The organism is Mesorhizobium sp. L-8-3 (assembly GCF_016756615.1).
Classification (GTDB): domain Bacteria; phylum Pseudomonadota; class Alphaproteobacteria; order Rhizobiales; family Rhizobiaceae.
Genome location: NZ_AP023262.1, coordinates 4999327 through 5024473, shown reverse-complemented (window position 1 = coordinate 5024473; position 25147 = coordinate 4999327). Strand labels below are relative to the sequence as shown.

Below are 25147 nucleotides of genomic sequence, written 5' to 3'. Positions count from 1 at the left end.
CATGCGCGACATTTCCTGGCTGACGAAGACGCCGGTCGCCCATCGCGGCTTCCACGACATGAACAAGGCGCGCTGGGAGAACACGCTCTCGGCCTTCGAGGCCGCAGCCGAACGCGGTTACGCGATCGAATGTGACGTGCATCTCACGCTCGACGACGAGGTGGTCGTCTTCCACGACAACGACCTCAGGCGCCTGACCGGCACGGAAGGCTATGTGTGGCAGCGCACGGCGGCCGAGTTCGGCGCACTGCGTGTCGGCGGAACCGCGGACCATGTGCCGACGCTGGGCGAACTGCTGTCGCTGGTTCGCGGGCGCGTGCCCCTCGTCATCGAGCTCAAGGGCATTCCCGGCAAGGATGCGGGCTTGGTCGCCAAGGTCGCCGCGGCGCTGCGCAACTACAAGGGCGAGGTGGCGATCATGTCCTTCGACCACTGGCTGATCCGCGAGTTCCCGACGCAGGCGTCGGGAATTCCGGCCGGTCTCACCGCCTGGGGAGACAAGCCGCACGAGATCGAGGCCCATTTCTCCATGCTCGCCAACGGCATCTCCTTCGTCTCCTACAGCGTCGTCCATCTGCCCAACCCGTTCGTCACCTTCGTGCGCGAAAGGCTGGCGATGCCTGTCATCACCTGGACGGTGCGCGACCAGCCGATGGTCGACAAGACCTTCGCCGAGGCCGACCAGATGACGTTCGAAGGATTTGAACCGGCGCGCGTCGCATGAAGGTGATCGTGCCGGCCTTGCGCATTGCGGAACGAGACGTAAGTAAACGCCATGGGTAACGGGACCGAAGCCGCACGACCGGAAGCGGATGGCGCTTATGCCATCCGAGCCGCCACCAGCATTGGCGCCTTCCGCAGGAGCGAATGGGAATCGCTCGCAGGAACCTCGAAAATCAGTTCACAGAACTACTACAACCCTTTTCTTTCATTTGATTTTCTGACCGCGCTGGAAGAATCCGGCTGCGCTGTCGCCCGTGCAGGATGGCAGGGCCACCATCTGAGGCTGGAGACGTCGGACGGAAGGCTTGTCGGTGCGGTGCCCTGTTATGCCAAGTCCCACAGTCAAGGCGAATATGTGTTCGACCATGGCTGGGCCGATGCACTCGAACGGGCCGGCGGGCAGTATTATCCGAAGCTGCAAGTCTCCGTCCCGTTCACGCCGGTGACCGGCCCTCGCCTGCTGGTCGCTTCCGACGGCGACGCCGGCAGCCTGCGCGCGGCCCTCGCCACCGGCCTGAAGATGGTGACCGACCGCCTCGGCGTATCGTCCGCGCATGTGACCTTCGCGCAGGAGGCCGACATGACGGCACTGGACGCAGCCGGCTACCTCGTGCGCAACGACCAGCAGTTCCACTTCTTCAACGAAGGATATGGAAGCTACGACGACTTCCTGGCCTCCCTTGCCTCGCGCAAGCGCAAGGCGCTGAAGGCCGAGCGGCGCAAGGCCGTGGCCGATGGCATCACGATCGACCGGCTCACGGGGGCCGATATCACCGAAGCCTTATGGGACGACTTCTTTGCCTTCTACATGGACACGGGCGGGCGCAAATGGGGCCGGCCCTATCTCAATCGGCGCTTCTTCTCACTGATCGGCGAGCGTATGGCCGACGACGTCCTGCTCGTCATGGCCAGGCGAAATGGACGCTACATTGCCGGCGCCATCAACTTCATCGGGTCGGAGGCTCTTTACGGCCGCAACTGGGGATGCATCGAGGATCATCCGTTCCTGCATTTCGAGGTGTGCTACCACCAGGCGATCGATTTCGCGATCGAAAGGAAACTGAAGGTGGTCGAGGCCGGTGCGCAAGGCGAGCACAAGCTCGCCCGCGGCTATCTGCCCGTGACGGTGCAGTCGGCGCACTACATCGCCCATCCCGGACTGCGCAAGGCAGTCGCGGACTATCTCGTCGCCGAGCGCCGGGACGTTGCGCGAATGGGCGCCTATCTGGAGGGGCACGGACCGTTCCGCAAGGACGAGGGAACGGCTTGACGGCGGGCCGCCATCTTCGACACTGGGACCGCCTGCGCCGGTGAACACCGCCGGGCACGAAACGACGAGGGACACGATGACCGCTGCCTACGACACCAACAACGTCTTTGCGAAAATCCTGCGCGGCGAGTTGCCCGCTCACAAGCTCTACGAGGACACGGACACCTTCGCCTTCATGGACATCATGCCACGCGGCGACGGTCATTGCCTCGTCATCCCGAAGAAGCCGTCGCGCAACATCCTCGACGTCGAGCAGGATAGCCTTGCAGCCGTTGCCAGGACCACGCAGAGGTTGGCGCGCGCCGTCAAGAAGGCGTTTTCGGCCGATGGCGTCACCGTCCAGCAGTTCAACGAGCAGGCCGGCGGACAGGTGGTGTTCCATCTCCATGTCCATATCCTGCCCCGCTTCGAGGGCGTGGCGCTGAAGCCCCATACCGGCCAGATGGAAAAGCCCGAAGTGCTCGCGGCCAATGCCGAGCGGATCAGGGCAGCACTCTCCGAGGCCTGACGTCCTTTCAGGGAAACAGGTCGCCAACGGTCGTGCCCCGCGCCATCGGTGGGGAAATCGGCCGCGCGCCAGAAATCGCGGCGCAGGCCGTCAGGCACCGAGCATCAATCCGGCGACGAGCACGACCTCCGCGACCACGATGCCTGCGAGGATTCGTTTGCCGAGCCACAGATAAGCGACGAACCCGGCTGCCGCCGCCCCGACACGCAGGGCGAGCGGCGCCGCGGCCAGCACGCCTGACGGGAACACGATCAGGTTTCCGATCACCGCTGCCACCAGTGCCGTGGCAACGGCGCGGACCAGAACGAGCAAGCCCGCCCCCTCCGAAATCCGCCCGCCGAAATACACGCCGAGAAATCGCCATGCGTCGGTGGCCAGCCAGCCCGCGATCAGGATGAAGAGAAAGGGCCACCACCAGGCGTCGAGGGCATCGAAGGTCATCATGACGCCTTCGGCCGGGCAGCGAGGTGAAAGGCATACGCCGCACCGCCGCCGATCACGCCGGCGGCGAGCAGGTCGAAGCCGGGCAGCAGTATGTGGAACAGCGGTCCCAGCACGAGGCCGATCGCCATAGCGACATGCCCTGCCCTTTCCCTGGCGGATCCCCAGAGCGAGGTGAGGAAATACATCGGCGTCAGGAGCAGCAGCGCCGCGGAAACGAGCGGCGGCAAGCTTCCCGCGATCGAGAACACGACCGCGACCACGACCATGTTGGCGAGCACGAGCGTCCCGCCCAGCCCGGCATAGTAGGTCGTGCGCAGATCCCGCGGCACGTGGCGCAACTGGTCCATCGCAAGGACCCAGGAGGTGACGGCGACGAAATGCGAGAGCGCGTAGAGCACCCATCTCGGCGTCCGCGGCCCGCGCATCTCGGGAACCAGGGCGACCACCATCGGCATCAGCCGGACGGAAGAAAGCGCCACGGCGAAGGCCGCGCCCCAGACAGAGCTGCCGGACAAGACAGCGCCGATCAGCACCACCTTCGCCGGCAAGGCCCACACGACGGCGACCATGAAGACCGTCTCGCCGAGGCCGAGGCCAGCGTCCTTGGCAAGACCGGCGAAGCCCACGAAGGCACTGGTCAGGATCAGGCCGGGAATGGACACCGACGCCCGAACCCCGCGCCGGAACCAGGTCCAGTGCAGATCGAAGCTCGGGGGAAAGGATGGTTCGACTTCAGGCATGCGCTCCTGCGCTTAACACGGGAAAGAACCCCGAGTCAGCGCCCGGCCCAGGCGATATGTTGCGCCACGATGGTGGATCCCGGGGGCCAGCCAACCGAGGGCTGCCGCCAAGTGGAAAGGCCCCGTTGCCGGGGCCTTGACCTGACCGGAACCTCTCTCAGCCCTTACGGGGCAGCTGTGGGACGAGGCTGCGCTTAGCACCGTCCCTGCCCCCGGGTCTTGGCTTCTGCGCAACGGCCTTCTTGGCCGTTTTCTTTGCGGCCGCGCGGCGCGGCGCCGGATCCTTCTTCGGCTCTTCCTTCTTCGGCTTCACCGGAACCTCGTCGGCGATCGTTTCCAGCTTGAGGCCGGTTTCACCGGTCTCCTTCGTCTCGATCGTGACGCGGACCGTGCCGCCCTTCTTGAGCTTGCCAAACAGGACCTCTTCCGCCAGCGGCTTCTTGATGTGCTCCTGGATGACGCGGGCGAGCGGCCGCGCGCCCATGCGCTCGTCGTAACCCTTCTCGGCGAGCCAGGCGACGGCATCCGGCGACAGGTCGAAGGTGACGCCGCGCTCCGACAGCTGGGCTTCGAGTTGCATGACGAATTTCTGAACGACCTGGTGAACGACCGGAACCGGGAGCGACCCGAAGGGAATGATCGCGTCGAGACGGTTGCGGAACTCCGGCGTGAACAGCCGGTTGATCGCCTCCATGTCGTCGCCCTCCCGCTTCGACGAGCCGAAGCCTATCGCAGCCTTGGCCATCTCGGAGGCGCCCGCATTCGTGGTCATGATCAGGATTACGTTACGGAAGTCGATCTGCTTGCCGTTGTGATCCGTCAGCTTGCCGTGATCCATGACCTGCAGGAGGATGTTGAACAGATCGGGATGCGCCTTTTCGATCTCGTCGAGCAGCAGCACGCAATGCGGGTGCTGGTCGACGCCATCCGTCAGCAGGCCGCCCTGGTCGAAGCCGACATAGCCGGGAGGCGCGCCGATCAGCCGGCTGACGGTGTGGCGCTCCATATATTCCGACATGTCGAAGCGCAGAAGCTCGACTCCGAGCGAGGCGGCGAGCTGCTTGGCAACCTCGGTCTTGCCGACACCGGTGGGGCCGGAGAACAGGTAGCACCCGATGGGCTTCTCCGGTTCGCGCAGGCCGGCACGGGCGAGCTTGATCGCGGAAGCGAGCGCGCTGATGGCGGTGTCCTGCCCGTAGACGACGCGCCGCAGTTCATCTTCCAGCCCGGCGAGCACCTTCTCGTCGTCCGCCGAGACCGTCTTCGGCGGAATGCGCGCCATGGTGGCGATGGTGGCCTCGATTTCCTTGACGCTGATCGTCTTCTTGCGCTTGCCTTCCGGCAACAGCATTTGCGAAGCGCCGGTTTCGTCGATCACGTCGATCGCCTTGTCCGGCAGCTTGCGGTCGCTGATATAGCGCGCCGAAAGCTCCACCGCCGCCTTGATCGCGTCGTTGGTGTAGCGGACCTTGTGGAAGTCCTCGTAATAGGGCTTCAGACCCTTCATGATTTCGATGGCGTCGACCACCGACGGCTCGTTGACGTCGATCTTCTGGAAGCGGCGTACGAGCGCCCTGTCCTTCTCGAAGAACTGGCGGAACTCCTTGTAGGTGGTCGAGCCGATGCAGCGGATCGCACCGGAGGACAGGGCCGGCTTCAGCAGGTTCGATGCATCCATGGCGCCGCCCGACGTCGCGCCGGCGCCGATCACAGTATGAATCTCGTCGATGAACAGAACCGCGCCCGGATAATCCTCGAGCTCCTTGACGACCTGCTTCAGCCGCTCCTCGAAATCGCCACGATAGCGGGTGCCGGCGAGCAGCGTGCCCATGTCCAGCGCGAAAATGGTCGCGCCGGCGAGCACCTCGGGCACGTCGCCTTCGACGATCCGCTTTGCCAGCCCCTCGGCGATCGCCGTCTTGCCGACGCCGGGATCGCCGACATAGAGCGGATTGTTCTTCGAGCGGCGGCACAACACCTGGATGGTACGGCTGATCTCGGACTCGCGACCGATCAGCGGGTCGATGCGGCCGGACTTGGCCTTCTGGTTGAGATTGACGCAGTAGGCGGAAAGCGCGTCCTGCGGCTTCTTCTTGCCGTTGTCTTCCGCCGCTTCACCGTTGCCCTGGCTGGACTGGTCTTCCTCGGCGCCACGGGGCGTACGGCTTTCGCTGGCGCCGGGACGCTTGGCGATGCCGTGGGAAATGTAGTTGACCGCGTCGTAGCGCGTCATCTGCTGTTCCTGGAGGAAATAGGCGGCGTGGCTCTCGCGCTCCGCGAAGATGGCGACGAGCACATTGGCGCCGGACACCTCTTCCCGGCCCGACGACTGCACATGGATGACCGCGCGCTGGATAACGCGCTGGAACCCGGCGGTCGGCTTGGAATCCTCATCGTAGCCCGTGACCAGATTGTCGAGTTCGGTGTCGATGTAGGTCAGGACGGTTTGCTTGAGTTCGTCGAGATCGACGTTGCACGCGCGCATGACCGCCGACGCATCGTTGTCGTCGATCAGCGCGAGCAGGAGATGCTCGAGGGTCGCGTATTCGTGGTGACGCTCATTGGCAAGGGTGAGTGCCTGATGAAGCGCCTTTTCGAGGCCTTGCGAGAAAGCCGGCATTCAAAACCTCACTTTTTCTCCATCACGCATTGCAGCGGATGCTGGTGCTGGCGGGCGAAGTCCATGACCTGCGTCACTTTGGTCTCCGCCACTTCGAAAGTATAGACCCCACACTCGCCCACTCCGTGATTGTGAACGTGGAGCATGATGCGGGTCGCCGCCTCCCGGTCCTTCTGGAAGAAGCGCTCCAGCACGTGGACCACGAATTCCATAGGGGTGTAGTCGTCGTTGAGGATAAGCACGCGATAAAGACTGGGCTTCTTGGTCTTGGCTCTGGGCCGCGTGATGACCGCAGTACCCCGGCCGGGGCCGTTGCCACCGCCCTCGCCGTTCTGCATACGCGCCGTGCTCGCTTGCATGGCAAACCCGCCGATCGTCAAAATGCTGTCCTTGTCGCCGAATCCCTTCCCGGCCTCGACATGTAGGTGCTCATTGGCAGATTTTAAGGCCTTCTTTCCTGCTGACAATATGGCCCTTTCGGCTAGGCGCCAAAATTCGGGTGAGCGATACGCGGAGATCGTCGACATTCATCCTGCCTGAAAAAACAAAAGGACCCGGCTGCGACCATGCAGCCGGGTCCTTTTGCGAAGCTTGCAGGGCGACGCTTACTTCGCCTTGGCGACGACGGCCTCGAACGGCTTGTAGGCTTCCTTGGCGACGTCCGCGTAAAGCTCGCCGAATTTGGTCGCCTCGGCGACGAAGCTCTCATAGGCCTGCTTGGCGTAGTCGGCCTGAATTTCGAAGGCCTTGTCCAGCGACTTGGCCGCAACCAGCTTCTCGAAAGCGGCGCTGCCCGCCTCGAACGACTTCTTGGTGTATTCGCTCGCCTCGGCGGCGATCGCCTGCACGCTCTTGGAGATAGAGGCGAAGCTCTTGAGGCTGGCGTCGAGATATTCCTTGCCAGCTTTGTTGGCGTCTTCAAAAGGCTGCGTCATCGGTGGACCTCTCGGCTGCGACGTGGAAGCAATGCACGCACGCCATAGTGCGCTGCAGCCTACTTATTGTGCATTGCACAAAAAGTCAAGCCGGACCTGCCGCGCGCAAAGGCGATCGACGGTCGCCACAGTTCGAAAGAAATTCGAATGAAATAAGCGTAAAGCCGGACGGAAATCGTCAACATCCTGGTTACCATAAACGGATTGGTAAGATTGCTTGCCTTAGGGTTTTCGAATGCGAGGCCGGATCCTTTGCCGCGCCCCGGGTACCAACGAAAACTCAAAGGATGTAACAGTGCGTCAGGCGTCGCTGGTCCGTCACCTTCCTCGATCTCCCATATCCCTCAAACCCTTCCTCGCCCTCCTCCTCGCGGCAACGCTCGGCCTGGGGGCATCGGAAGCGGCGGCGGCGAATTCGCGATATGCCGCCATCGTCGTCGACGCGAACACCGGCAAGACGCTGTTTTCAGCCAATGCCGACGCGCAGCGCTATCCCGCTTCGCTGACCAAGATGATGACCCTCTACCTCATCTTCGAAGGGCTGCAGTCCGGCAAGATCACCAAGAACACGCGTGTTCCGTTTTCGGCCTCCGCCGCCGCGAAGCCGCCGACGAAACTCGGCGTCAAGGCCGGCAGTTCGGTCACGGTCGAGACCATCGTCTACGCGCTGGTCACCAAGTCGGCCAATGATGCGGCCGCTGCGATCGCCGAATATCTCGGCGGATCGGAGGAGAATTTCGCGCGCATCATGACCAACAAGGCGCGCCGCCTCGGCATGAGCGACACCACCTTCAGGAATGCCTCGGGCCTGCCGAACTCCGCGCAGCACTCGACCGCACGAGACCTTGCCGTCCTCGGTATCGCGCTGCGCGAGCATTTTCCGCAGTACTACAGCTATTTTTCGACCCGCTCCTTCACCTTCGGGCGTCAGCGCATGGGCAACCACAACAAGCTGCTCGGCCGCGTCCAGGGCGTCGACGGCATCAAGACCGGCTATACCAATGCGTCGGGCTTCAACCTTGTCTCGTCGGTGAAATCAGGCGACCGCAAGATCGTCGCCGTCGTGATGGGTGGCGCCAGCGGCCGCGCCCGCGACAACCATATGGCCGAGCTGATCAAGAAGTATCTGCCGAAAGCATCCGGCCGCGACGGCGGCGACCTTGTCGCCCGCGCCGAGCCGGCGGACCTCCGGCCGCAGATCACCGCCGACAATGCCGCCACGGCGGTCGCCGCTGCGGTCCTGCCGAAGCGCAACGCACCTACTCCGGACAGCCGCCCCGAACTTGCGGTCGAGCTCGCCACTGCCGAGGTGGAAGCGCCGAAGGCATCGGGCAAGTCCGTCAAGGTCGTCACCGAAGTCGCGTCCGTCGAGCAGGGCTACGCCGAGGTCGCTCCCACCCCGGCGGCGCTGGACGCGGTGCAGACCGCGTCGACGCAGCCTTCCGGCTGGGTCGTTCAGATCGCGTCCTCGCCGAGCGATGCCGAAGCCAAGGCCGCGCTCGCCAAAGTCAGCAAGCAGGCGCCAACGATCCTGGCTGACGCTTCGGGCTTCACATCGACCTTCGACAAGGGGGGCATCACCTACTATCGCGCCCGCTTCGGCGGCTTCGCGACGAAGACCGCGGCCTGGGATGCCTGCGGCGCGCTCAAGAAGAAGAAGATCGCCTGCTACGCGGTCCAGCAGTGAACAGTCGAGGCAATGGAACCGTCTCCAGGAAGAGTACCGGTGTCGAAGGAGATCTAATCGTGATCGGAGAGCAGGACATCCTTGGCTTCGTTGATCCGCGCCGCCAGGAAAGACGATCCGCCAATGTCGGGGTGCAGGCGCTGCATCAGGCGGCGGTGCGCCTTGCGGACATCCGCCGCGGAGGCCCCCGTTTCAAGACCAAGGACCTTGTAGGCCTCCTCCTTAGTCATGGCGCCCGAACCTGGCGCAACTCGCTCCCCCCGGCCAACATCCGCCTCAGCGTCCTTGCGCCAGACGGGAAAACGGCCGTCAAGATACGCCTCAAGTAGCTGCCGGCTCTCGCCGTCGCCGGCCAACTCGGCGTGGAGTTCGACAAGCTCGTGCAGCGTCATCTCGCCGAGGATGCGGGTTTCGAATCTGCCGGCGAGCACGATGCCCTCCAATACGCCGCTGTCGTGGTCGAGTTCCATCTCCAGCGCGGCGGTTCTGACGGTGGATCGTTTCCCCGGCGTCTTGCGCAGGTTGCGGTTCCTGCGCTGATAGCCGTACCAGCCGAAGGCAAGCGACATCAGCATGCCGCCCACTCCTGCCCGGCCAGTGACGAGCAGCAGGGCGCCGGCGATGCCGAGCACGATCGGACCGCTCTTGCGCAAACCTTCCGCCAATCGTGCCGGATCGGCGCGCACGAACACCGCCGCCAGTCCGACGACGAACAGCAGCACCAGCAAGGCATAGACGGCCACTGTCATCCCTTGCCGCTACCCCGCAAATTCTCGATCATCAGCCTGTCCTCGGACCGTCCCCTTGCTTCGAGGGCCTTCAGCCCGCCGGTAGCGAAGACGGCCACGGCAGACAACAGACGCGCCAGTGTGGTGGCCGCGTCGCGATCGAAGCGAAACCAGGCGCCGCGCGACAGCCGGGCGACCTCGCGGAAAGCCCGCTCGACGGCGGCGTCGGCTCCTTCCTGGAAAACGAACACCGGCACGCCGCGCAGGCCAAGCTTGCCGGCCTTGTCGGCGAGATCGTCGATGCTCTCCTCCATGGCGTCGCCGATGAAGACCACGGCATTGACCTTCTCCTGCTCCGTCGTCCGTAATGCATGGGACAGCACCTTGCCGATCTGCGTGTGTCCGCCGCGGCAATCGATCCGCACCATCAGGTCCTTGAGTGCCTCGGTATCGGAGACGAATTTCGAGGCGCGGCACTCGCCGATTCCCCGGAAATAGACGAGTTGGACAGACAGCTTTCCCGACTTGCCGACGGCATCGAACATCTCGGCCTGCAGGCGGCAGGCGAGATCCCAGGTCGGCTGCCGGCTCATGGTGGCGTCAAGTGCCAGGATCAGCCGGCCGTTGCCCGCTGAAACCGCCTGCAGGGCGCGTGCCTGCTCCAGGAACGCGGCGATATCGCGCGCATCGGATTTCGGCTTGGCCGGGGCAGACCGGGCATTACGCGGAACAGGCGTCGACTTGTCGCTCATGACAATCAACATGTGGCGTGAAGGCCCGGCTTGCAAGATCGCCGGCCAGAGCGATCGCGGCCCAGGCGGCGCGCAAGCCGGAGCTGGCGGCGATGCGCTCAGAGAAGTCCGAGCTCGGCGAGTTCCTGCCTCAGTTTCGGCGGCATCTCCGCAAGCCCGGCCCTGCCTTTGCCGAGATCGGCCGGAGCATCCTCCGGCTTCAGGTAGCGCCACCCCTGGAAAGCCCGCCGCGGCTGCCATTCGGTCCGCACGACGAGCGGATCGAGAACCAGATGGCAGCGGCCGATACCTTCGTCATCCGTGAACGGGCGTATCTCGGTGATCAGTTGCCGGCACTGCACATTGCCCTTGATGACCCAGTAGAGCGAGCCGCCTTCGGTGATTTCGGCGCCGCGAGTCGGAACCATGCGCGTGGTGTGATATTGCTCGACAGGGTCGCCGGCGCGGCGACGGTCGGCAAGTCGCATTGCGATCCATTGTTCGAGGTCCTCGACGCTCTCGCAGCCGACGCAGAGTTTGATCAGGTTCAGTGCCATGGTCCCAAACTAGCGGCAGCGGTGGGGCGCTTCAACGGCAGTGCCGGTTTTGCACAGGATCCCCCCTCGTCAGCACTCGACCACGTTGACGGCGAGTCCGCCGAGGCTGGTCTCCTTGTACTTCTCGCTCATATCCATGCCGGTCTGCCGCATGGTCTCGATCGCGGCATCGAGCGGCACGAAATGCTTGCCGTCACCCTTGATGGCGAGCGACGCGGCGGTGACCGCCTTCACCGCGCCCAGTGCGTTGCGCTCGATGCACGGCACCTGGACGAGCCCGCCGACGGGATCGCAGGTCATGCCGAGATGGTGCTCGAGCGCGATCTCGGCCGCATTCTCGACCTGTTCGGGCGTGCCGCCCATCACCGCGCAAAGGCCTGCCGCGGCCATGGCCGAGGCCGAACCGACTTCGCCCTGGCAGCCGACCTCGGCCCCGGAGATCGAGGCATTGTGCTTGATGATGCCGCCGACGGCTGCGGCCGTCAGCAGGAAGTCGCGGATCGAACCCTGATCCGCCTCGACATGGAAGTGCAGCCAGTAGCGCATGACCGCCGGCACAACGCCCGCGGCCCCGTTGGTCGGCGCGGTGACGACACGGCCGCCTGCCGCATTCTCCTCATTGACCGCCATGGCATAGATCGACAGCCAGTCGTTGGCGAGCAGCGGATTCGGACGGTTGCTCCGCCAATCCTCCTGCAGCTTGTCGTGGAGTTGGCGAGCGCGCCGCCGAACCTTCAGGCCGCCGGGCATGATGCCCTCCTGCGAAAGGCCGCGATCGATACAGCCCTTCATCGCTGCCCAGACGGCATCCAGGCCGGCATCGAGCTCGGCCCGCGACATATGGACCTCCTCGTTGGCTCTTTTCATGGCGGCGATCGAGCGGCCGCTCTTCGCGGCCATGGCAAGCATCTCCGCTGCGCTCCGGAACGGATATGGCACAGGCCTGCCCGGGGCCTGAGGGCCACGCGTCTTCATGCGCTGCAGCTCTTCGTCGGAAACGACGAAGCCGCCGCCGATCGAATAATAGATGCGCCTGAGAAGCAGTTCGCCCACCGCGTCATAGGCGTAGAAGGTCATGCCATTGGCATGGCCCGCCAGCGGCGTCTTCTTGTCGAGGACGAGATCGACCGCCGGATCGAAGCGATAGGTTGGATGCCCCGGCGGCGAAATGCACTTTTCGGCCCCGATCCGTTCGACGATCACGTCTGCCGTGTCGGGATCGACGGTCACCGGCGTCTGGCCGGCGAGCCCGAGCACGACCGCCCTGTCACTGCCGTGCCCGATGCCGGTATAGGCGAGCGAGCCGTGCAAACTCGCGCCCAAGCGCGACACCTTGGAGCCGGCAGGCCGCGGCCAGTCGCCCGACAGGATCTCGTCCAGGAACCGCGCGGCTGCCGTCATGGGTCCCATCGTGTGCGAGCTCGACGGACCGATGCCGATCTTGAACAAGTCGAAGACGGAAAGGAACAACGGCAAAGCCTCCGGTTGATCCGCGATCTATCCGCCTGTTCGAGACCGCGCGCTGCGCGCGGGCCGACCTCGGCTGATCCCGGCGCGACATCGGCCGGGATGGATCGCCAACCCTACAGATAGGCAAACAAAAAGGCGCGAGGAAGCTCCCGCGCCCGCCGAAACGATACCGTGAAGATCAACCGGCCGTCGCAAGCACCGCCGCGGTTTCCGAACCGCCGACCAGCCAGGCCAGCAGGATGATGCCCGCAAAGCCGACCACTGCCTTGGCCGTCAAGCCCCAGCAGGATTTGTTCACGCTGTCTTCCATGATTTCCTTTTGCTCATCAGCCGGGAAACGCCAGACTCACCGTTCCGTTTCCACTCCCAATGCCCGCACGCTAGATACGCGCTTCGCATGGGCTTCGCAACGACAAAAGAGGCGAAATCTGGGCAACCGTCCTGCGACATCTTCTCATGCCCCTCACAAGTTTAATGAAATCAGAAGCTTGACCTCAACTCTTCGTAAAGGAACCGGCAAGAGTTGTGGCGGAGGCAAGGCGCGCGCCGGACGCCCGCACCAGCGCCCCGGCCGATCATCTATGGTAGAAATCCGGACATGGCCGATTCCTTTCCGCTCGCCGCGATGGACGTTCTCGCACTCGTCTTCTTTCTCGTTGTGTGGGCGTTCTATGCGCTGGCGGTCGAAGGCAGGCTTTTTTCCCGCACATCGCTGACGCGCGCCATGAACGTGCAGCGCGAAGTCTGGATGCATACGATGGCCAGGCGCGATCTGCGCATGGTCGACACCAGCATCATGATCGGCCTGCAGCAGGGCACGGCCTTCTTTGCCTCGACCTCGCTGATCGCGCTCGGGGGAAGCCTTGCTCTGCTCCAGCAATCGGACAAGGTTCTGGTCGTGCTCTCGGACCTGCCTTACGTCACGCAACCCGTGCGCGGCGTCTTCGAGATGAAGGTTCTCGGCCTCGCCGTGCTGATGGCCTATTCCTTCTTCAAGTTCGCCTGGTCGTACCGGCTGTTCAACTATTGCTCCATCCTGATCGGCGCCGTGCCGATGCGAGGCGAAGACGGCGGCAATGACACGGAGGTCGAACTGGCCGAACGGCGTGCTGCGCGCATGAACATCCTCGCCGGCAAGCACTTCAACACCGGCCTGCGGGGCATCCTGTTTTCGATCGGCTATCTCGGCTGGTTCGTCGGGCCCGGGCCGTTCGTGGTCGCGACCATACTGGTGCTCGGCGTTCTCATCCGACGTCAGTTCTTTTCAGCCGCGCGGCGGACAGTGCTCGAAGCCGGCGATCAGCCCGGGCCGGGCAAGAGCTGATCGATCCGGCCGGTTATCCAGTAGACGAACAGACCGATCCACTCGCGGATGCCGAGCGTGGTGTTCTGCAGCGAATCCATCGCATTGTCGACAAAGAATCCGGCCCCTTCCTCCCCTGACGTCCGGTAGTCGACCGGCCAGGGAATCGCGGGAAAGCCGGCCTTTCGAAACAGGCCGACCGAGCGCGGCATGTGGAAGGCCGATGTCACCAGCAGCCAGGTGTCACCTGGCTGCGGCTCGACCAGTCTCTGCGAGAAGCGCGCGTTCTCGTCGGTGTTGCGCGATCTGTTCTCCAGGATCAGCCGCTCCGGCGCGACACCGAGCGCGGTGAGCAACCGCGGCGCCGTGTCGGCGTCGGCCTCGCCATCGAGCAGAAGCTCACCCGAGCCGCCCGAGACGAGGATCTTTGCATTTGGATAGCGCCGCGCAAGGATCGCCGTCTCGACGAAACGGTCGCCTGAACTGTTCAGCTCGTAGCCGCCCCGAACCTTGTTGATGCCGCCCTCGAGCCCGCCGCCCAGCACGACGATGCCGTCGATGCGCTCGGGCAGAGCATCCGGCCTGGGGAAGCGATCCTCCAGAAGCCCGAGGAGATTGGCGCCGAGTGACGACCAGACGGACAGCGCCAGCACGAGAGCCGCCCCGCTGCCGGTCCAGAAAGCAAGCCGCCGCCACGCCAACACCGTGGCGGCAAGGGACGTCAGGATCAGCAGCACCGCCAGATTGGCGGGCTGGGCGAAGAACCAGAAGATCTTTGAGATGACGAAGAACATGCGCGCCCCCGCGGCTCAGCTATCTGGCGACTTCGTAGAGCATTGAGTGGAGCAATTGAAAGCGGGCACCGGACCAGACGCTGTCCTGCAACGCCTCGAACATTCCCAAAGCCGCGGGGGACGTCCGGCGAGGAACGTCCCGCCCGATCGCCGTTGTCCCACCCTCGAATTCGGCCGGTGCCAGTGCCGGAGCGGTCCTGCGTCCGGGGCGGATATCCTTCACGCAGTGGATCAAGGACCTATGGCGAAGCCCGCGGCAACGTCGACACGCAGATTGCGACAGCGCTTGCCCCACAGGCCCGAAACGCAAAAATCCCCCCAGGCTCAGGCCCACCAGACCTCGGGCTCGAAACGCCCGGCGGCCTTCTCGATGACGTCACCGGCCCGGAAAAGCGTCTCCTCGTCGAACGGCCGGCCGATGAGCTGCAAGCCGAGCGGTAGGCCCTTCTCGTCGAGCCCCGCCGGGACGGCGATACCCGGAAGCCCTGCCATGTTCACCGTCACGGTGAAGATGTCGTTGAGATACATTTTGACGGGGTCGGCGTTCATGTCCTGGTCGGCGACGCCGAAGGCGGCCGACGGCGTGGCCGGCGTCAGGATCACGTCCACGCCGGCGTCGAACGCCTGCTCAAAGTCGCGCTTGATCAGGGTGCGGACCTTCTGGGCCTGGAGATAGTAGGCGTCGTAGTAGCCCGCGGAGAGCACATAGGTGCCGATCATGATACGGCGCTTGACCTCGCGGCCGAAGCCGGCGGCGCGGGTCTTCTCATACATGTCGACGATGTCCTTGCCGGGAACGCGCAGCCCGTAACGGACGCCGTCGTAGCGCGCCAGGTTCGAGGACGCCTCGGCCGGCGCAACGATGTAGTAAGCCGGCAGGGCGTATTTGGTGTGCGGCAGCGAGATGTCGACGATCTCGGCGCCGGCATCCTTGAGCCAAGCGATGCCTTTGCGCCAGAGCTCCTCGATCTCCTGCGGCATGCCGTCGATGCGGTATTCCCTCGGGATGCCGACCTTGAGCCCCTTGATCGACTGGCCGACGGAAGCCTCGTAGTCCGGCACCGGGCGGTCGACCGAGGTAGTGTCCTTGGGGTCGACCGACGCCATGGATTTCAGAAGGATCGCCGCATCCCGCACGTCGCGCGCGATCGGGCCCGCCTGGTCGAGCGACGAGGCGAAAGCGACGATGCCCCAGCGCGAGCAGCGGCCATAGGTCGGCTTGATGCCCACGGTGCCGGTGAAGGCGGCGGGCTGGCGGATCGAGCCGCCCGTATCGGTCGCGGTCGCGCCGGCGCAAAGGAAGGCCGAGACCGCTGCGGCCGAGCCGCCGGACGAGCCGCCCGGCACGAGCTGGGCATTGTCGAGGGAACGCGCGGCGCGCACGCCGCCGCCGCCGGAGACGAAACCGCCCTCGCCCATATGGGTCGACGGCGTCACCGTCGTCATCGTCCGCGAACGGCGCCAGGGGTTGATCACCGGCCCGTAATAGGACGTCTCGTTGGACGAGCCCATGGCGAACTCGTCCATGTTGAGCTTGCCGAGCATGACGGCGCCGTCGGCCCACAGATTGGCACTCACCGTCGATTCGTAGCGTGGCTTGAAGCCGTCGAGCACATGGCTGCAGGCCTGGGTGTGCACGCCTTCGGTCGCGAACAGGTCCTTGATGCCGACCGGAATGCCTTCCAGCGGACCGGCTTCGCCCCTGGAGAGCCGCGCGTCCGACGCCTTGGCCATGTCCCGCGCCTTGTCGTGGGTGACGGCGACATAGGCGTTGAGCTGCGGATTGGCCGCATCGATCGCCGCGAGATAGGCGTCGGTCAGTTCGGCCGCGGAAATTTCCCTGGAGCGCAGCTTCGCGCGTGCTTCTGCGATGGTCAGTCTGGTCAGGTTGGTCATCTGGACATCCGTTCAGGCCACTTCGGCAACGAGCGGCTTTGCATAAAATACCGACCACTGCGAATCCGGGTAGTCGAGCACCGGTCCGCAACGAGAGAAACCGGCCCACTCGTAAACCGTCCAGGCCGCCGGGTGGCGATCGCCGGTTTCGAGCACCAGTCGTGTCATGCCTTCGGCTCGCGCCAGCGCCTCTATGCGCGCGACGATCGCCACCCTGATCCGCCGGCCACGGTGCGAAGGGCGCGTATACATGCGCTTCACCTCGCCGACGCCGTCTTCGTGCCGCTTCAGGGCACCGCAGGCGACGGCGACGCCCTCATCCCGCGCGACGAAGACCGTGGTGTCGGACTGCGCCATCTCCTCGACCGTCATGTGGAAGCAGAATTCGGGCGGGGTCAATTCGAGCAAGGCCGCGTTGAGCTCGGCGATCAGCGCGCGGACCTCCTCCTGCAACGGGCTTTCGGCCGCGATCTCGATCGCCATGGCCTATTCCACCACTTTCGGCACCAGGAAGAAATTCTCTTCGGTGGCCGGCGCATTGGCGACGATGTCGGCCGCCTTGTTGCCCTCCGTCACCACGTCCTGGCGCTTCTTCATCTCCATCGGGATCACCGACGTCATCGGTTCGACGCCGGTCACGTCGACCTCGTTCAGTTGCTCCACGAAGCCCAGAATGGCGTTGAGCTCGCCGGTCATGCGTTCCGCCTCCTCCGGCGTGACGGCAATGCGGGCAAGGTGCGCGACGCGTTTTACAGTATCGGTATCGACGGACATTCTCTCGCCTCGGCGGTCAAAGGAGGATCAGGCCGGGCTATAGCTTCGTGGCGCGCCACGCGCAACCGGCATGGCCCGCCGACGCGCCGCAACAGCGGCGGCGCCGCGCGCTTCAGGGCGCCTCGACGCCCTCGCACTGGAAATAGGTGCCGCCATTGCCGCCGGCGTCGTCGGGATCGGCGACGCGCACCGAGGTGATTTCCAACTGCCCCTCGGCCCGCGGCATGATCGACACCACATCCGGAAAGGCATGTCCGGGCTGCTCGCACAGGGCGTTCGCCAGCCAGCCTGCGGATCGCGCCGCCTTGGTCACATCGAGGAATTCACAGTGATATTCGATGCCCTCGAAGCCGCGGGCGGTGAGCAGGACGTTACCGGCCTCCAGCACGGTCTGGAGACCCTCCGTTCTCGCCTGGGCGCAGAGATCCTCGCTCGGCGCATAGACCCCTGAGATGAAATCGTCCGCCGCGACCGCGGGCATGGTCGACGCGAGCGCAAGAATCGCTAGAGAAAAGCCTCCCAAGCCAATGACCATGTGTTATTTTCCCGAATTCGATCTGCGTAGCCTCACTTCCGCTTCCTGCCTGACCGCATCTCTTGCCGCAGGTTCTTGTCGGAAGACCGCGGTGCCGCTTTGCTTGCTAGATGGTGAAGGCCTCGCCAACCTTCGTCAGTGCGACCCGCGTCTTGGACCCCTCCATGCCCGCGACGAATTTGTCGGCCGTCTGGTCGATGATGCCGAAGCTGGCGTAGTGGCAGGGGATAACGGTCTCGAAATTGAAGAAGCGGCGGCAGGCGTGCGCAGCCACTGCGCCGCCCATGGTGAAGCGGTCGCCGATCGGCACCATGCCGATCTTGGGCTCGTGCAACTCGTTGATCAGCGCCATGTCGGAGAAGATGTCGGTGTCGCCCATATGGTAGACCGTCGGCTCTTCCGGGAAGTGCAGGACCAGTCCTCCCGGATTGCCGAGATAAGTGTTGGCGCCGCGCTCGCCGCCGAAGGACGAGGAATGGAGCGCCTGCACGAATGTCGTGGTGAAGCCGCCGCAGTCGACCGTTCCGCCGTGATTGCCGGGATTGATCTTCTTGTCGCTCACGCCCTTTCCGACAAGGAACATGCAGATCTCGAAATTGGCCACAAGCATGGCGCCTGATTTCTGCAGGATCGGCACGGCGTCGCCGACATGGTCGTTGTGGCCGTGGGTGAGCAGCACATGGGTCACGCCCTCTGCCGCCTCCTCCCATCCCTTACCCCATGAAGGATTGCCCGTAAGGAACGGATCGATCAGGATTTTTGCCCCGCCGGCCTCGACGCGGAACGCGGAATGACCATACCAGGTGATTTTCATGGGACTTGCTCCTCGATTTCGGTTCGACGCGAGGATAGAACGGCGGACGACCAAATCAATGGGAAGCCCCGCTTTTGCCCGTCATCGCGATAGAGGAATTGCCTGCCTGGCTGCCGCGCGGCAAGACGCTGGCCGGCCTCGACCTGGGCGACAAGACGATCGGCGTGGCCGTTTCGGACGTCGGGCTCTCCTTCGCCCATCCGCGCCAGGTGATCCTGCGCAAGAAGTTCTCGATCGATGCCGCCGTTCTGCTCGAGCAGTTGACCCGGGACAATGCCGGCGCCGTCGTCATCGGCCTGCCGGTCAATATGGACGGCAGCGAAGGTCCGCGCGTACAGGCTTCGCGCGCCTTCGTCCGCAACATCGCACGGATGAGCGATCTACCCTTTGCCTTCTGGGACGAGCGGCTGTCCACGGTAGCCGCCGAACGGGCGCTGCTCGAGATGGACGTCTCCCGCAAGAAGCGGGAGACGCGCATCGATTCGGCTGCCGCGGCCTTCATCCTCCAAGGCGTTCTCGACCGGCTGAAGTCCCTGCGAGGGGATTGATCCCCAGGTCGTGACACGGCGCGTCCGCCACCAGGTGCGCAGTTCGCGGCGGCGCCGAAAGGCCCATATGGCGCAGAGCAGCAGCGTATCGATCGCGCAGGCCCTGGCAACGAGCGCCGGTATGGTTGCCGGATCGATTCCCAGTATTTCACCATAGAGTTCGAAGACGAGATCGTGCAGTTGACGGCTCAGCATGACGTAGCCGAAATTGATGTCGTTCAGGGACAGAAAATACCAGCCCCAGAACAGGATGAGCGGCATCGCCCAGGCGGCTAGGATGTATTTCATGACCGCTCCTCATCGAAACTGACGTCGGCGCATTCGGAAGTGCGCGAAGATATGGCCCCCTCCACAGCGGCCGCGCGGCCACCGGCACCGGATGGCGGATGCCCGTCGACGGTCGTGACGCCCAAGCAATCGAATGCCGCACATGCTCTGCCGCTCCCGACCGCCATCGCCGGCAAGGCAAGGCCGCTCATCGGCTGGAAGGCCAGGAATGGCGCGAAAGTCTGACGCATCGAAGGACTGTGGCCCCTGCCGCCGTCCGCCGCAATCTAAACCATCTGTTAAGGTTAATGGCGGACCGCCTCGGGCGCATAGTCCCACAGCACCGCGCAAGTCAGTTCGCCGGCGATCCCTGCAGGCGCGATTGCAACTCCCGCAATCGTGCACGAGACGCGTCCCGAACCGCCATGAGCGCGCCGAGTTCGCTTGCCTCGCCGCCGCGAAGGAGTCTGCCGAGCAGGTTCACCGTACGTCCGAAATCCCCGGCCCGGTCCGCCCAGCCGAGGAAGCCGAGAAGATCGGATGGAGTCTGCGCTCCGAGCAGCGTGGTCGTGAGGCGCTTGAACAAGCCGCTGGCTTCCGGATCGTATGCGTCGGCCGGCAGATTGACATTCATGCGCCATGCTTTCGGCAGCACCTTGTCGAGCAGATAGGCGAAGGGGACGATCCACTCGGGTTCGCGCACGAAGCAATAGGAACCGGCAAAGCGCGCGACCCAATCGTCGTCCTGAAGGGCGACCCATTCGATCATTTGTCTCGCCGCTGCAATGACGTCGAGGTTCTGGATGATCAGGTGAGGTATCTCGCTGAATTGCTGGTCCTCCAGGGGATAGCGAAGCCTTTCGGCGTCATCGAGATAATCGAGCACGGTGGCATTTGGCGCCGCCAAGCACTGTGCGCCCCCGGAACTGGCCAGGATGGCGAACTCGGCAAACGAGATACCGTTTGCGATACGCGCGGCTTCCAGCTTGCACCAGGCGGTGATCGCCGATCGCCTGCTCGCCGCCCCGACAAGCAGGATCAGCCGCAACGAGCATTCGCGCAGACGGCCCTGGCCGCTCGAGCTTGCCAGCGCGTCACGGATGCGACTGTCGATAAGGGTAGCCAGTCCGGGATCGTACATATGCGCGGTAAGAAGGGCCTGGGCAAGCGCATGCCAGTTGTCATTGCCGCGGCTACCGGTGATCCGGTCATACAAAGGCTGATACTTCTTCAGCCAGTAGTCCGGCGCGACCTGCCCTGCCAGCGAAAGCCGCGCAATGTAGAATGCCAGTTGCGTCAGGTCATATTGTTCGGCCGGCATCACCAGATCGCGCGGATCGAGGCGGCCCCAGAAGCCGCATTTCATCTGGATCGCCTGCCAGGCACTGTGCGCGCCGATTGTGCCCCCGGTGGATGGCTGCCCCTTGTCGAGAAGGAAACGCACGCGAGGTTCGATTTTTCGGTCATTCATGCCGCGCAGGCCGCTTCCGGTGCGCCCGACATGGTCCCAGAGCAAGTCGTCCGGCAGGCGACGCAGATGCTCGAGTTCGAGCGGTCGTTCGGAGAATTTGGCCTCGAGCAGGCACCAGCCGGGAGACCCCGGTTCGAAATCCTCGAGGTCGCGTGCGAGCGCCGTCAGCACCTGCTCGGGAAAGGCATCGGGCCTTATCTCTTCAGTTCTTCCGCGAAGAAAGATGTAGTAGGCCCTTTCGACGGGGTCGTCGTTTGGCGGCGCACCATAATAGTCGATCAATGCATCGACGACTTTGTCGAATTTTTCCGGCTTCCGACGCATCAGCGGCAGCGTGCGGGCGCGCAGGTCGCGCCTATGGCGCAGCGCATGACCGAACGGCTCGACGATCCAGCCTTCGCGCGATAGGCTGTCGAAAGCCTGGCCGGCCTGCTCCGGCGTAAGCTCGCAAACGGGCGCGAGCACGTCGCTTGCAAGTTGCCGGGTCACGGTTCGCGCCACGAGGCCCGGCCACGCCAGCTTGCGCGCCTGCTTGTCGCGTATGTGATCGAGGACACGCCGCTCGTAGAGCACGCCGACGAACTCCTGGTCAGCCTTTTCACCCAGCAGCTGGATTTCCTTGACAAGAGGCTCCCGTTGCTCGGGCGATGCGTCACGTACGAGTTCCACGGCCAGGCGCAATGTCAGCGGCTCGCGTCGGGCGGCCGGGTCGCGGCGGCGGCCCGCGATCTTCGGGACCCATTCGTCCTTCCATTCGCTGCCCATCAGCTGCCTGCCAAGCTTGTCGACCATCTCGCGGGCATCGGCCATCGACAGCGGTTCAAGGTTTTTCGTCTTAACGCTGAATTGCGGGGCATCGGGGTTTTCCAGCTCGTCCAATCCGGAACGGCCGGAAGCGACCACGCACAGTTCCGGAAAGGGCGCCTCCGTCAAGAACCTGAGCAACGTAATCGTGCCGTTCATGGCCTCGGGGTCGGCATCGACAATCTCGAGCGTGTCCAGCACCAGAAGGAATGTCCGCGCGTTGCTCGCCGCAAGCGCATCGCGCACGACGGCTCGCAAGGCATCGCACCATTCGCCGAGCATAGTGAATTCCTGTCCGGTGAGCGAACGCCGGATCGAATTCTGCAACTGTTCGAGCGCCGGCTCCTGGGCGGCATATTGCAGAGCGAGTTGCCGGGCTATCTCGATGATGAGGAGCCCGGGGCTGCGCGGCTGCAGGTCCGCCCGGTCGAAGTCGAGGAAGGCGAACGGGAACTTCCTGTTGGCTGCCGTGGCATGATCATGGATGAACTTGGCAATCAGCGCAGTCTTGCCAAGTCCGCCGCGCGCCTTGATCGTCAGCATGCGGGGGCGGCGCACGCCCGCCGCCTGCGCAACGGCGGCGCCCACGCGGATAGCTGCCCGGCTGACATATTCGACCGCCGATTCCGAATCGAGCTCGTCGACGATGCTGCGCAGGATTTCGAGCTCCTCCGCGCGGCCGGCGAACCGATCCGTACGTCCCTGAGGACTTGCCTCGTCCAGGCCGATCATGACACCGAGCGGGCTGAGGAGATCGGTGAGTCCCGCCTGGCGCCGGCAATCGTTCACGGAGGGCACCGAGGGCGCAAGACGCGCCACGCCCTCCAGGGCATCCCGGGCGGCCTTGATGGCCCGATAGTGCTGAGGCGGCCACCCTTGAGGTCCCGTACCAAGCCGCCCGCGAAGCATTTCGCGCAGATACGCATCGATCAACGCTTCGGGACTGCTGTGCGTTGAGCCGATGACCACCTCATCAGGCTGTTCGAGTTCAGCCAGGCAGGCCGGCAGCAGTTCCTGTATCTCCGGCGAATCGAGGATGCGCGTGCGTTCGGCATTGGAGAGCCGCAGCAGCTTGGTGCCGCCCACGCTGATCAGTGAAGACTGGGACAAGGCGCGGTCACGCGCGGCCGGATCGCCATCGAGCAGGGTCGGATCGAAATTGTATCGGACCGCCGCCGCCACCAGCGCGCGCGTGACTGTCGGCGACTGGGGGGGCGTTGCGGGGTCCGCTCGCTGCGACGTGCCGCTTTGGGTGGAAGGCGCCAGGCGCGAGATCGTCTCCAGCACCTTGGGCCCCGTTTTCGCCAACGCCTGACGCACCTCCTCGCTGGCCAGCAAGGATGTGAGCAGGTCATTTGCTCCGGATTTCATAGCGTTCGTCCGTGCCTCTGATAGGCGCTTTCGATGTGCCTCGCGACCAGTTGCTGACCGAGTGTCAGGAACGTCTCGTCGTTGATGCCGCTCTGACGCAGACGGTCCAGCAACACCGGTATCGCGTTCCTGAGCGCGGCCGCTTCGATCTGTGACGGCGGCTCGACGTCGGTGATCTCGGCTTCGTCGAAGGCCGCCCCGATCGAAACCGCGACATCATCGACGGAGATGTCGTCGGCCGAAAGCGCCTCCTTGGTGAAGTCGTCCGGCACCAGAAAATCCGGCGTGGCGCCCAGGAAGAGCCAATACAGCGACGCGCGCACGTCGATGATGGCGCTCTCGTCGACATCGGCACCGACCAGCCCGGCGACAAAGCCTCTCACCTGCGCCGACATCGGCCGCACGTTGAGGTCATCGATCATGATCCATGTATTGCGCCAGCGATCCTTGGGTTCGATGACATCGGAAACGGCATTGGCGAGTTCCAGCACGACTGCGTCGGTCGCCACGCCGAGTGCGTCGTTGCCGGCCTTCGCGGCCCTGGCGTGTTGCGATTTGTTCACGGCCGTGACGCGATGGGCGGCAAGGCGCTCGGCGAACCACGAAGGCATTCTCTGCGAGGCCCAGCGGTCGATCTTGTCCCCATCCCCCCTGGGAAGGGCAGCACTTGGCTGTTCCGGGATTTCATCATGCTTGATGGTCAGGCCGAACCCCGCGGCAAGGGCGACGACGAAATCCTCCAGCCGGTCGGGGAGAAGTTCCCGCTCGCCGCCAAGGACGATAACGATGTCATCGGGCTCACTGGCCAGAATCGACCTGACGACGTCGACGGTGAACGTCTTTCCGGCGCCCAGCGACGGCGCATCGGCTGCGTAGACGCGGTCGCTGCGGCTCCGGCCAGTCGCCGCAGTTGCCTTGGTAAGGGCGGCATTCAGCCAGTCCTGTAGCTTTGTCCGGCCCAGGATCGGAGCGATCCCGCCGTTCCGGCGGCCAAGACGCCAGGTCCTTTTTCGCAGTGGTGGTGGTGGCGCCTGCGGCACGACGGCGCTGATCGCCGGCCAGATGGCGTCGAAGCGAATGGCTTGATTGCCCTCCAGGACCTTGTTGGGCTTGAACGCAGCGTTGTGGACGCCGATCAGGGTCAGATCCCAGGCGAAACAGGGCGCGCCCGACGTGCCCTCCTCCGTTTCTATCCTGGAGACCATCCTTGTCCCCGATTCACAGCATTTCGAGATGGCGCCGAAGTCGACCCTGCGCGCGAAGCCGAACGGATGCTGGGGAATGATCACCCGTGCTCCGTCGGCATAGGACGTCGCCGGCGGCAGGAGTGTTTCGATCCAGCCCCTCGGCCTTGCCGCGCCTGGGCGAACCGGTTGATTGCCGACAGGTTCGGCGAGCCGGATCAGCGCGAAGTCCAGATGGCTCTTCAGTTCACCGATCTGGGTCTGGTCGGGCGTCTTTACGGTTCCGTCCCACGCGAGCTTGTCGCTCTTGGCCCTTAGCCAATCCGTTGCGTGAAAATCGACGATGCGCAGGAACCGTGCGTTGCTGAGCTTCTCAAGGCCCGCGATAGGGTCGCCCGACTCGAAGTCGAACACGGCCTTGAAAGCGCGCGGAACTTCGGCCTCCTTGTGCCGAAGCACCAGGAGGTCGACGACATGCATCGCCGTCAGGATGATGTCGGGTCCCACCAGGAACCCGGTGCCGAGGCTCGTCTTGCGCTCGCCGTTCAGCAGGAAGTCGCCGACAATGCAGCACACTCTCGGGCCGATCTCTTCATTGAGCTGCTTGAGGCGCGGGACAGTCAGGGAATGGTCGCGGCGGCGCAGGAATGCCTGGTGAGCCTGTTCGCTCGACTTCGCGGAGCGGGTCAGCGGACCCACCACGGCCTGGAAGGCCTCGACCGTATCCATTTCGAAGTAGAGCCTTTCGGCCAGGTCGCAGGCGATCTCAAGCTCGTTCAGCGCATCGAGGATAGCGCGCGCCACACTCAGTTCACCCGAGGAACGCCCCGCCGAATGCGCCTTGATGAAGGCATCGATGTCGACGGCAATCTGATATTGACGGGCTGCGGTTTCGAGGCGGCCGGGATGGAGGTGTTCCGTGCAAGCCGCGGCCAGGGCATCGAGCTCAGCGGGTGTCAACTTCATGGCGCAT

24 protein-coding genes and 1 pseudogene are annotated in these 25147 nt (G+C 64.3%); 6 read left to right on the top strand and 19 right to left on the bottom strand.

What is annotated here, in order from left to right; genetic code table 11:
* The first annotated feature begins 1 nt into the window (after position 1).
* The 3 genes from JN302_RS23285 to JN302_RS23275 all read left to right on the top strand — a co-directional run bounded on the left by JN302_RS23285 (position 2) and on the right by JN302_RS23275 (position 2501).
* Complete coding sequence (locus JN302_RS23285; protein WP_202329305.1) at positions 2-724, top strand: glycerophosphodiester phosphodiesterase; 723 nt, start codon at positions 2-4, stop codon at positions 722-724.
* 51 nt (positions 725-775) lie between these two features.
* On the top strand, positions 776-1993 hold the full coding sequence (locus JN302_RS23280; RefSeq protein ID WP_202329304.1) for a GNAT family N-acetyltransferase: 1218 nt from the start codon (positions 776-778) through the stop codon (positions 1991-1993).
* A 76-nt stretch (positions 1994-2069) separates the two neighbouring features.
* Positions 2070-2501 carry an HIT family protein gene (locus tag JN302_RS23275; protein WP_202305683.1) on the top strand — a complete coding sequence of 144 codons (432 nt, stop codon included), beginning with the start codon at positions 2070-2072 and terminating at the stop codon, positions 2499-2501.
* 90 nt (positions 2502-2591) lie between these two features.
* Here the strand turns inward: JN302_RS23275 and JN302_RS23270 are convergent, their stop codons facing one another.
* The 5 genes from JN302_RS23270 to JN302_RS23250 all read right to left on the bottom strand — a co-directional run bounded on the left by JN302_RS23270 (position 2592) and on the right by JN302_RS23250 (position 7240).
* Positions 2592-2942, bottom strand: coding sequence for an AzlD domain-containing protein (locus tag JN302_RS23270; protein WP_202305682.1), 351 nt, complete (start codon positions 2940-2942; stop codon positions 2592-2594).
* Positions 2942-3685: an AzlC family ABC transporter permease gene (locus tag JN302_RS23265; protein ID WP_202329303.1), complete on the bottom strand. Its 744-nt coding sequence runs from the start codon at positions 3683-3685 to the stop codon at positions 2942-2944. Before JN302_RS23265 ends, JN302_RS23270 begins: the two co-directional genes overlap by 1 nt.
* A gap of 157 nt (positions 3686-3842) precedes the next feature.
* Positions 3843-6305: an ATP-dependent Clp protease ATP-binding subunit ClpA gene (clpA, locus tag JN302_RS23260; protein WP_202305680.1), complete on the bottom strand. Its 2463-nt coding sequence runs from the start codon at positions 6303-6305 to the stop codon at positions 3843-3845.
* A gap of 8 nt (positions 6306-6313) precedes the next feature.
* Positions 6314-6664 carry an ATP-dependent Clp protease adapter ClpS gene (clpS, locus tag JN302_RS23255; protein WP_202314991.1) on the bottom strand — a complete coding sequence of 117 codons (351 nt, stop codon included), beginning with the start codon at positions 6662-6664 and terminating at the stop codon, positions 6314-6316.
* Between the two features lie 246 nt (positions 6665-6910).
* A complete protein-coding gene (locus JN302_RS23250) occupies positions 6911-7240 on the bottom strand; it encodes a phasin family protein (protein ID WP_202305678.1) in 330 nt (109 codons plus the stop codon).
* Between the two features lie 295 nt (positions 7241-7535).
* On the opposite strand from JN302_RS23250, the gene JN302_RS23245 reads away from it, so the two are divergent.
* Positions 7536-8927 carry a D-alanyl-D-alanine carboxypeptidase gene (locus JN302_RS23245; protein ID WP_244845838.1) on the top strand — a complete coding sequence of 464 codons (1392 nt, stop codon included), beginning with the start codon at positions 7536-7538 and terminating at the stop codon, positions 8925-8927.
* Positions 8928-8980: 53 nt separating this feature from the next.
* On the opposite strand, the gene JN302_RS23240 is transcribed toward JN302_RS23245, so the two are convergent.
* From JN302_RS23240 to JN302_RS39655, 5 genes are all read right to left on the bottom strand, one after another.
* Positions 8981-9676 carry a DnaJ domain-containing protein gene (locus tag JN302_RS23240; protein WP_202305676.1) on the bottom strand — a complete coding sequence of 232 codons (696 nt, stop codon included), beginning with the start codon at positions 9674-9676 and terminating at the stop codon, positions 8981-8983.
* Entirely contained in the window at positions 9673-10407 is a 735-nt protein-coding gene (locus JN302_RS23235) for a VWA domain-containing protein (protein WP_202329301.1), read from the bottom strand. Before JN302_RS23235 ends, JN302_RS23240 begins: the two co-directional genes overlap by 4 nt.
* A 98-nt stretch (positions 10408-10505) precedes the next feature.
* Complete coding sequence (locus JN302_RS23230) at positions 10506-10943, bottom strand: DUF1489 family protein (RefSeq protein ID WP_202329300.1); 438 nt, start codon at positions 10941-10943, stop codon at positions 10506-10508.
* Between the two features lie 69 nt (positions 10944-11012).
* Positions 11013-12413, bottom strand: a complete 1401-nt coding sequence (locus JN302_RS23225) for an L-serine ammonia-lyase (RefSeq protein ID WP_202329299.1) — start codon at positions 12411-12413, stop codon at positions 11013-11015.
* 178 nt (positions 12414-12591) lie between these two features.
* Positions 12592-12723: a hypothetical protein gene (locus JN302_RS39655; RefSeq protein WP_274609298.1), complete on the bottom strand. Its 132-nt coding sequence runs from the start codon at positions 12721-12723 to the stop codon at positions 12592-12594.
* A gap of 288 nt (positions 12724-13011) precedes the next feature.
* Here JN302_RS39655 and JN302_RS23220 point away from each other — a divergent pair, with 288 nt between their 5' ends.
* Positions 13012-13737, top strand: a complete 726-nt coding sequence (locus JN302_RS23220; RefSeq protein ID WP_202305655.1) for a DUF599 domain-containing protein — start codon at positions 13012-13014, stop codon at positions 13735-13737.
* Here the strand turns inward: JN302_RS23220 and JN302_RS23215 are convergent.
* The 6 genes from JN302_RS23215 to JN302_RS23190 all read right to left on the bottom strand — a co-directional run bounded on the left by JN302_RS23215 (position 13713) and on the right by JN302_RS23190 (position 18529).
* Positions 13713-14510 carry a YdcF family protein gene (locus tag JN302_RS23215; protein ID WP_202329298.1) on the bottom strand — a complete coding sequence of 266 codons (798 nt, stop codon included), beginning with the start codon at positions 14508-14510 and terminating at the stop codon, positions 13713-13715. The genes JN302_RS23220 and JN302_RS23215 overlap by 25 nt on opposite strands.
* A 324-nt stretch (positions 14511-14834) precedes the next feature.
* The gene (locus tag JN302_RS23210) at positions 14835-16406 is read right to left on the bottom strand and encodes an amidase (RefSeq protein ID WP_202305651.1); all 1572 of its coding nucleotides are present in this window, start codon (positions 16404-16406) and stop codon (positions 14835-14837) included.
* A 12-nt stretch (positions 16407-16418) separates the two neighbouring features.
* Positions 16419-16889 (bottom strand): GNAT family N-acetyltransferase, encoded by a 471-nt coding sequence (locus JN302_RS23205; RefSeq protein ID WP_202329297.1) that lies wholly within the window; start codon positions 16887-16889, stop codon positions 16419-16421.
* Positions 16890-16892: 3 nt separating this feature from the next.
* Positions 16893-17180 carry an Asp-tRNA(Asn)/Glu-tRNA(Gln) amidotransferase subunit GatC gene (gene gatC, locus JN302_RS23200; RefSeq protein WP_202305640.1) on the bottom strand — a complete coding sequence of 96 codons (288 nt, stop codon included), beginning with the start codon at positions 17178-17180 and terminating at the stop codon, positions 16893-16895.
* Between the two features lie 112 nt (positions 17181-17292).
* Positions 17293-17715, bottom strand: coding sequence for a hypothetical protein (locus JN302_RS23195; protein WP_244741941.1), 423 nt, complete (start codon positions 17713-17715; stop codon positions 17293-17295).
* Positions 17716-17821: 106 nt separating this feature from the next.
* Entirely contained in the window at positions 17822-18529 is a 708-nt protein-coding gene (locus tag JN302_RS23190; protein ID WP_202329296.1) for a metal-dependent hydrolase, read from the bottom strand.
* Between the two features lie 74 nt (positions 18530-18603).
* On the opposite strand from JN302_RS23190, the gene ruvX reads away from it, so the two are divergent.
* Positions 18604-19077, top strand: coding sequence for a Holliday junction resolvase RuvX (gene ruvX, locus JN302_RS23185; protein ID WP_202305636.1), 474 nt, complete (start codon positions 18604-18606; stop codon positions 19075-19077).
* Here the strand turns inward: ruvX and JN302_RS39245 are convergent.
* From JN302_RS39245 to JN302_RS23175, 3 genes and pseudogenes are all read right to left on the bottom strand, one after another.
* Positions 19066-19365: pseudogene (locus JN302_RS39245) on the bottom strand (DUF6105 family protein); the annotation flags it as partial. The gene ruvX and the pseudogene JN302_RS39245 sit on opposite strands and share 12 nt — an antisense overlap.
* Positions 19366-19696: 331 nt before the next feature.
* Complete coding sequence (locus JN302_RS23180) at positions 19697-22990, bottom strand: hypothetical protein (RefSeq protein ID WP_202329295.1); 3294 nt, start codon at positions 22988-22990, stop codon at positions 19697-19699.
* Entirely contained in the window at positions 22987-25140 is a 2154-nt protein-coding gene (locus JN302_RS23175) for a trypsin-like serine peptidase (protein ID WP_202305632.1), read from the bottom strand. The genes JN302_RS23180 and JN302_RS23175 overlap by 4 nt, the downstream gene beginning before the upstream one ends.
* Between the last annotated feature and the right edge of the window lie 7 nt (positions 25141-25147).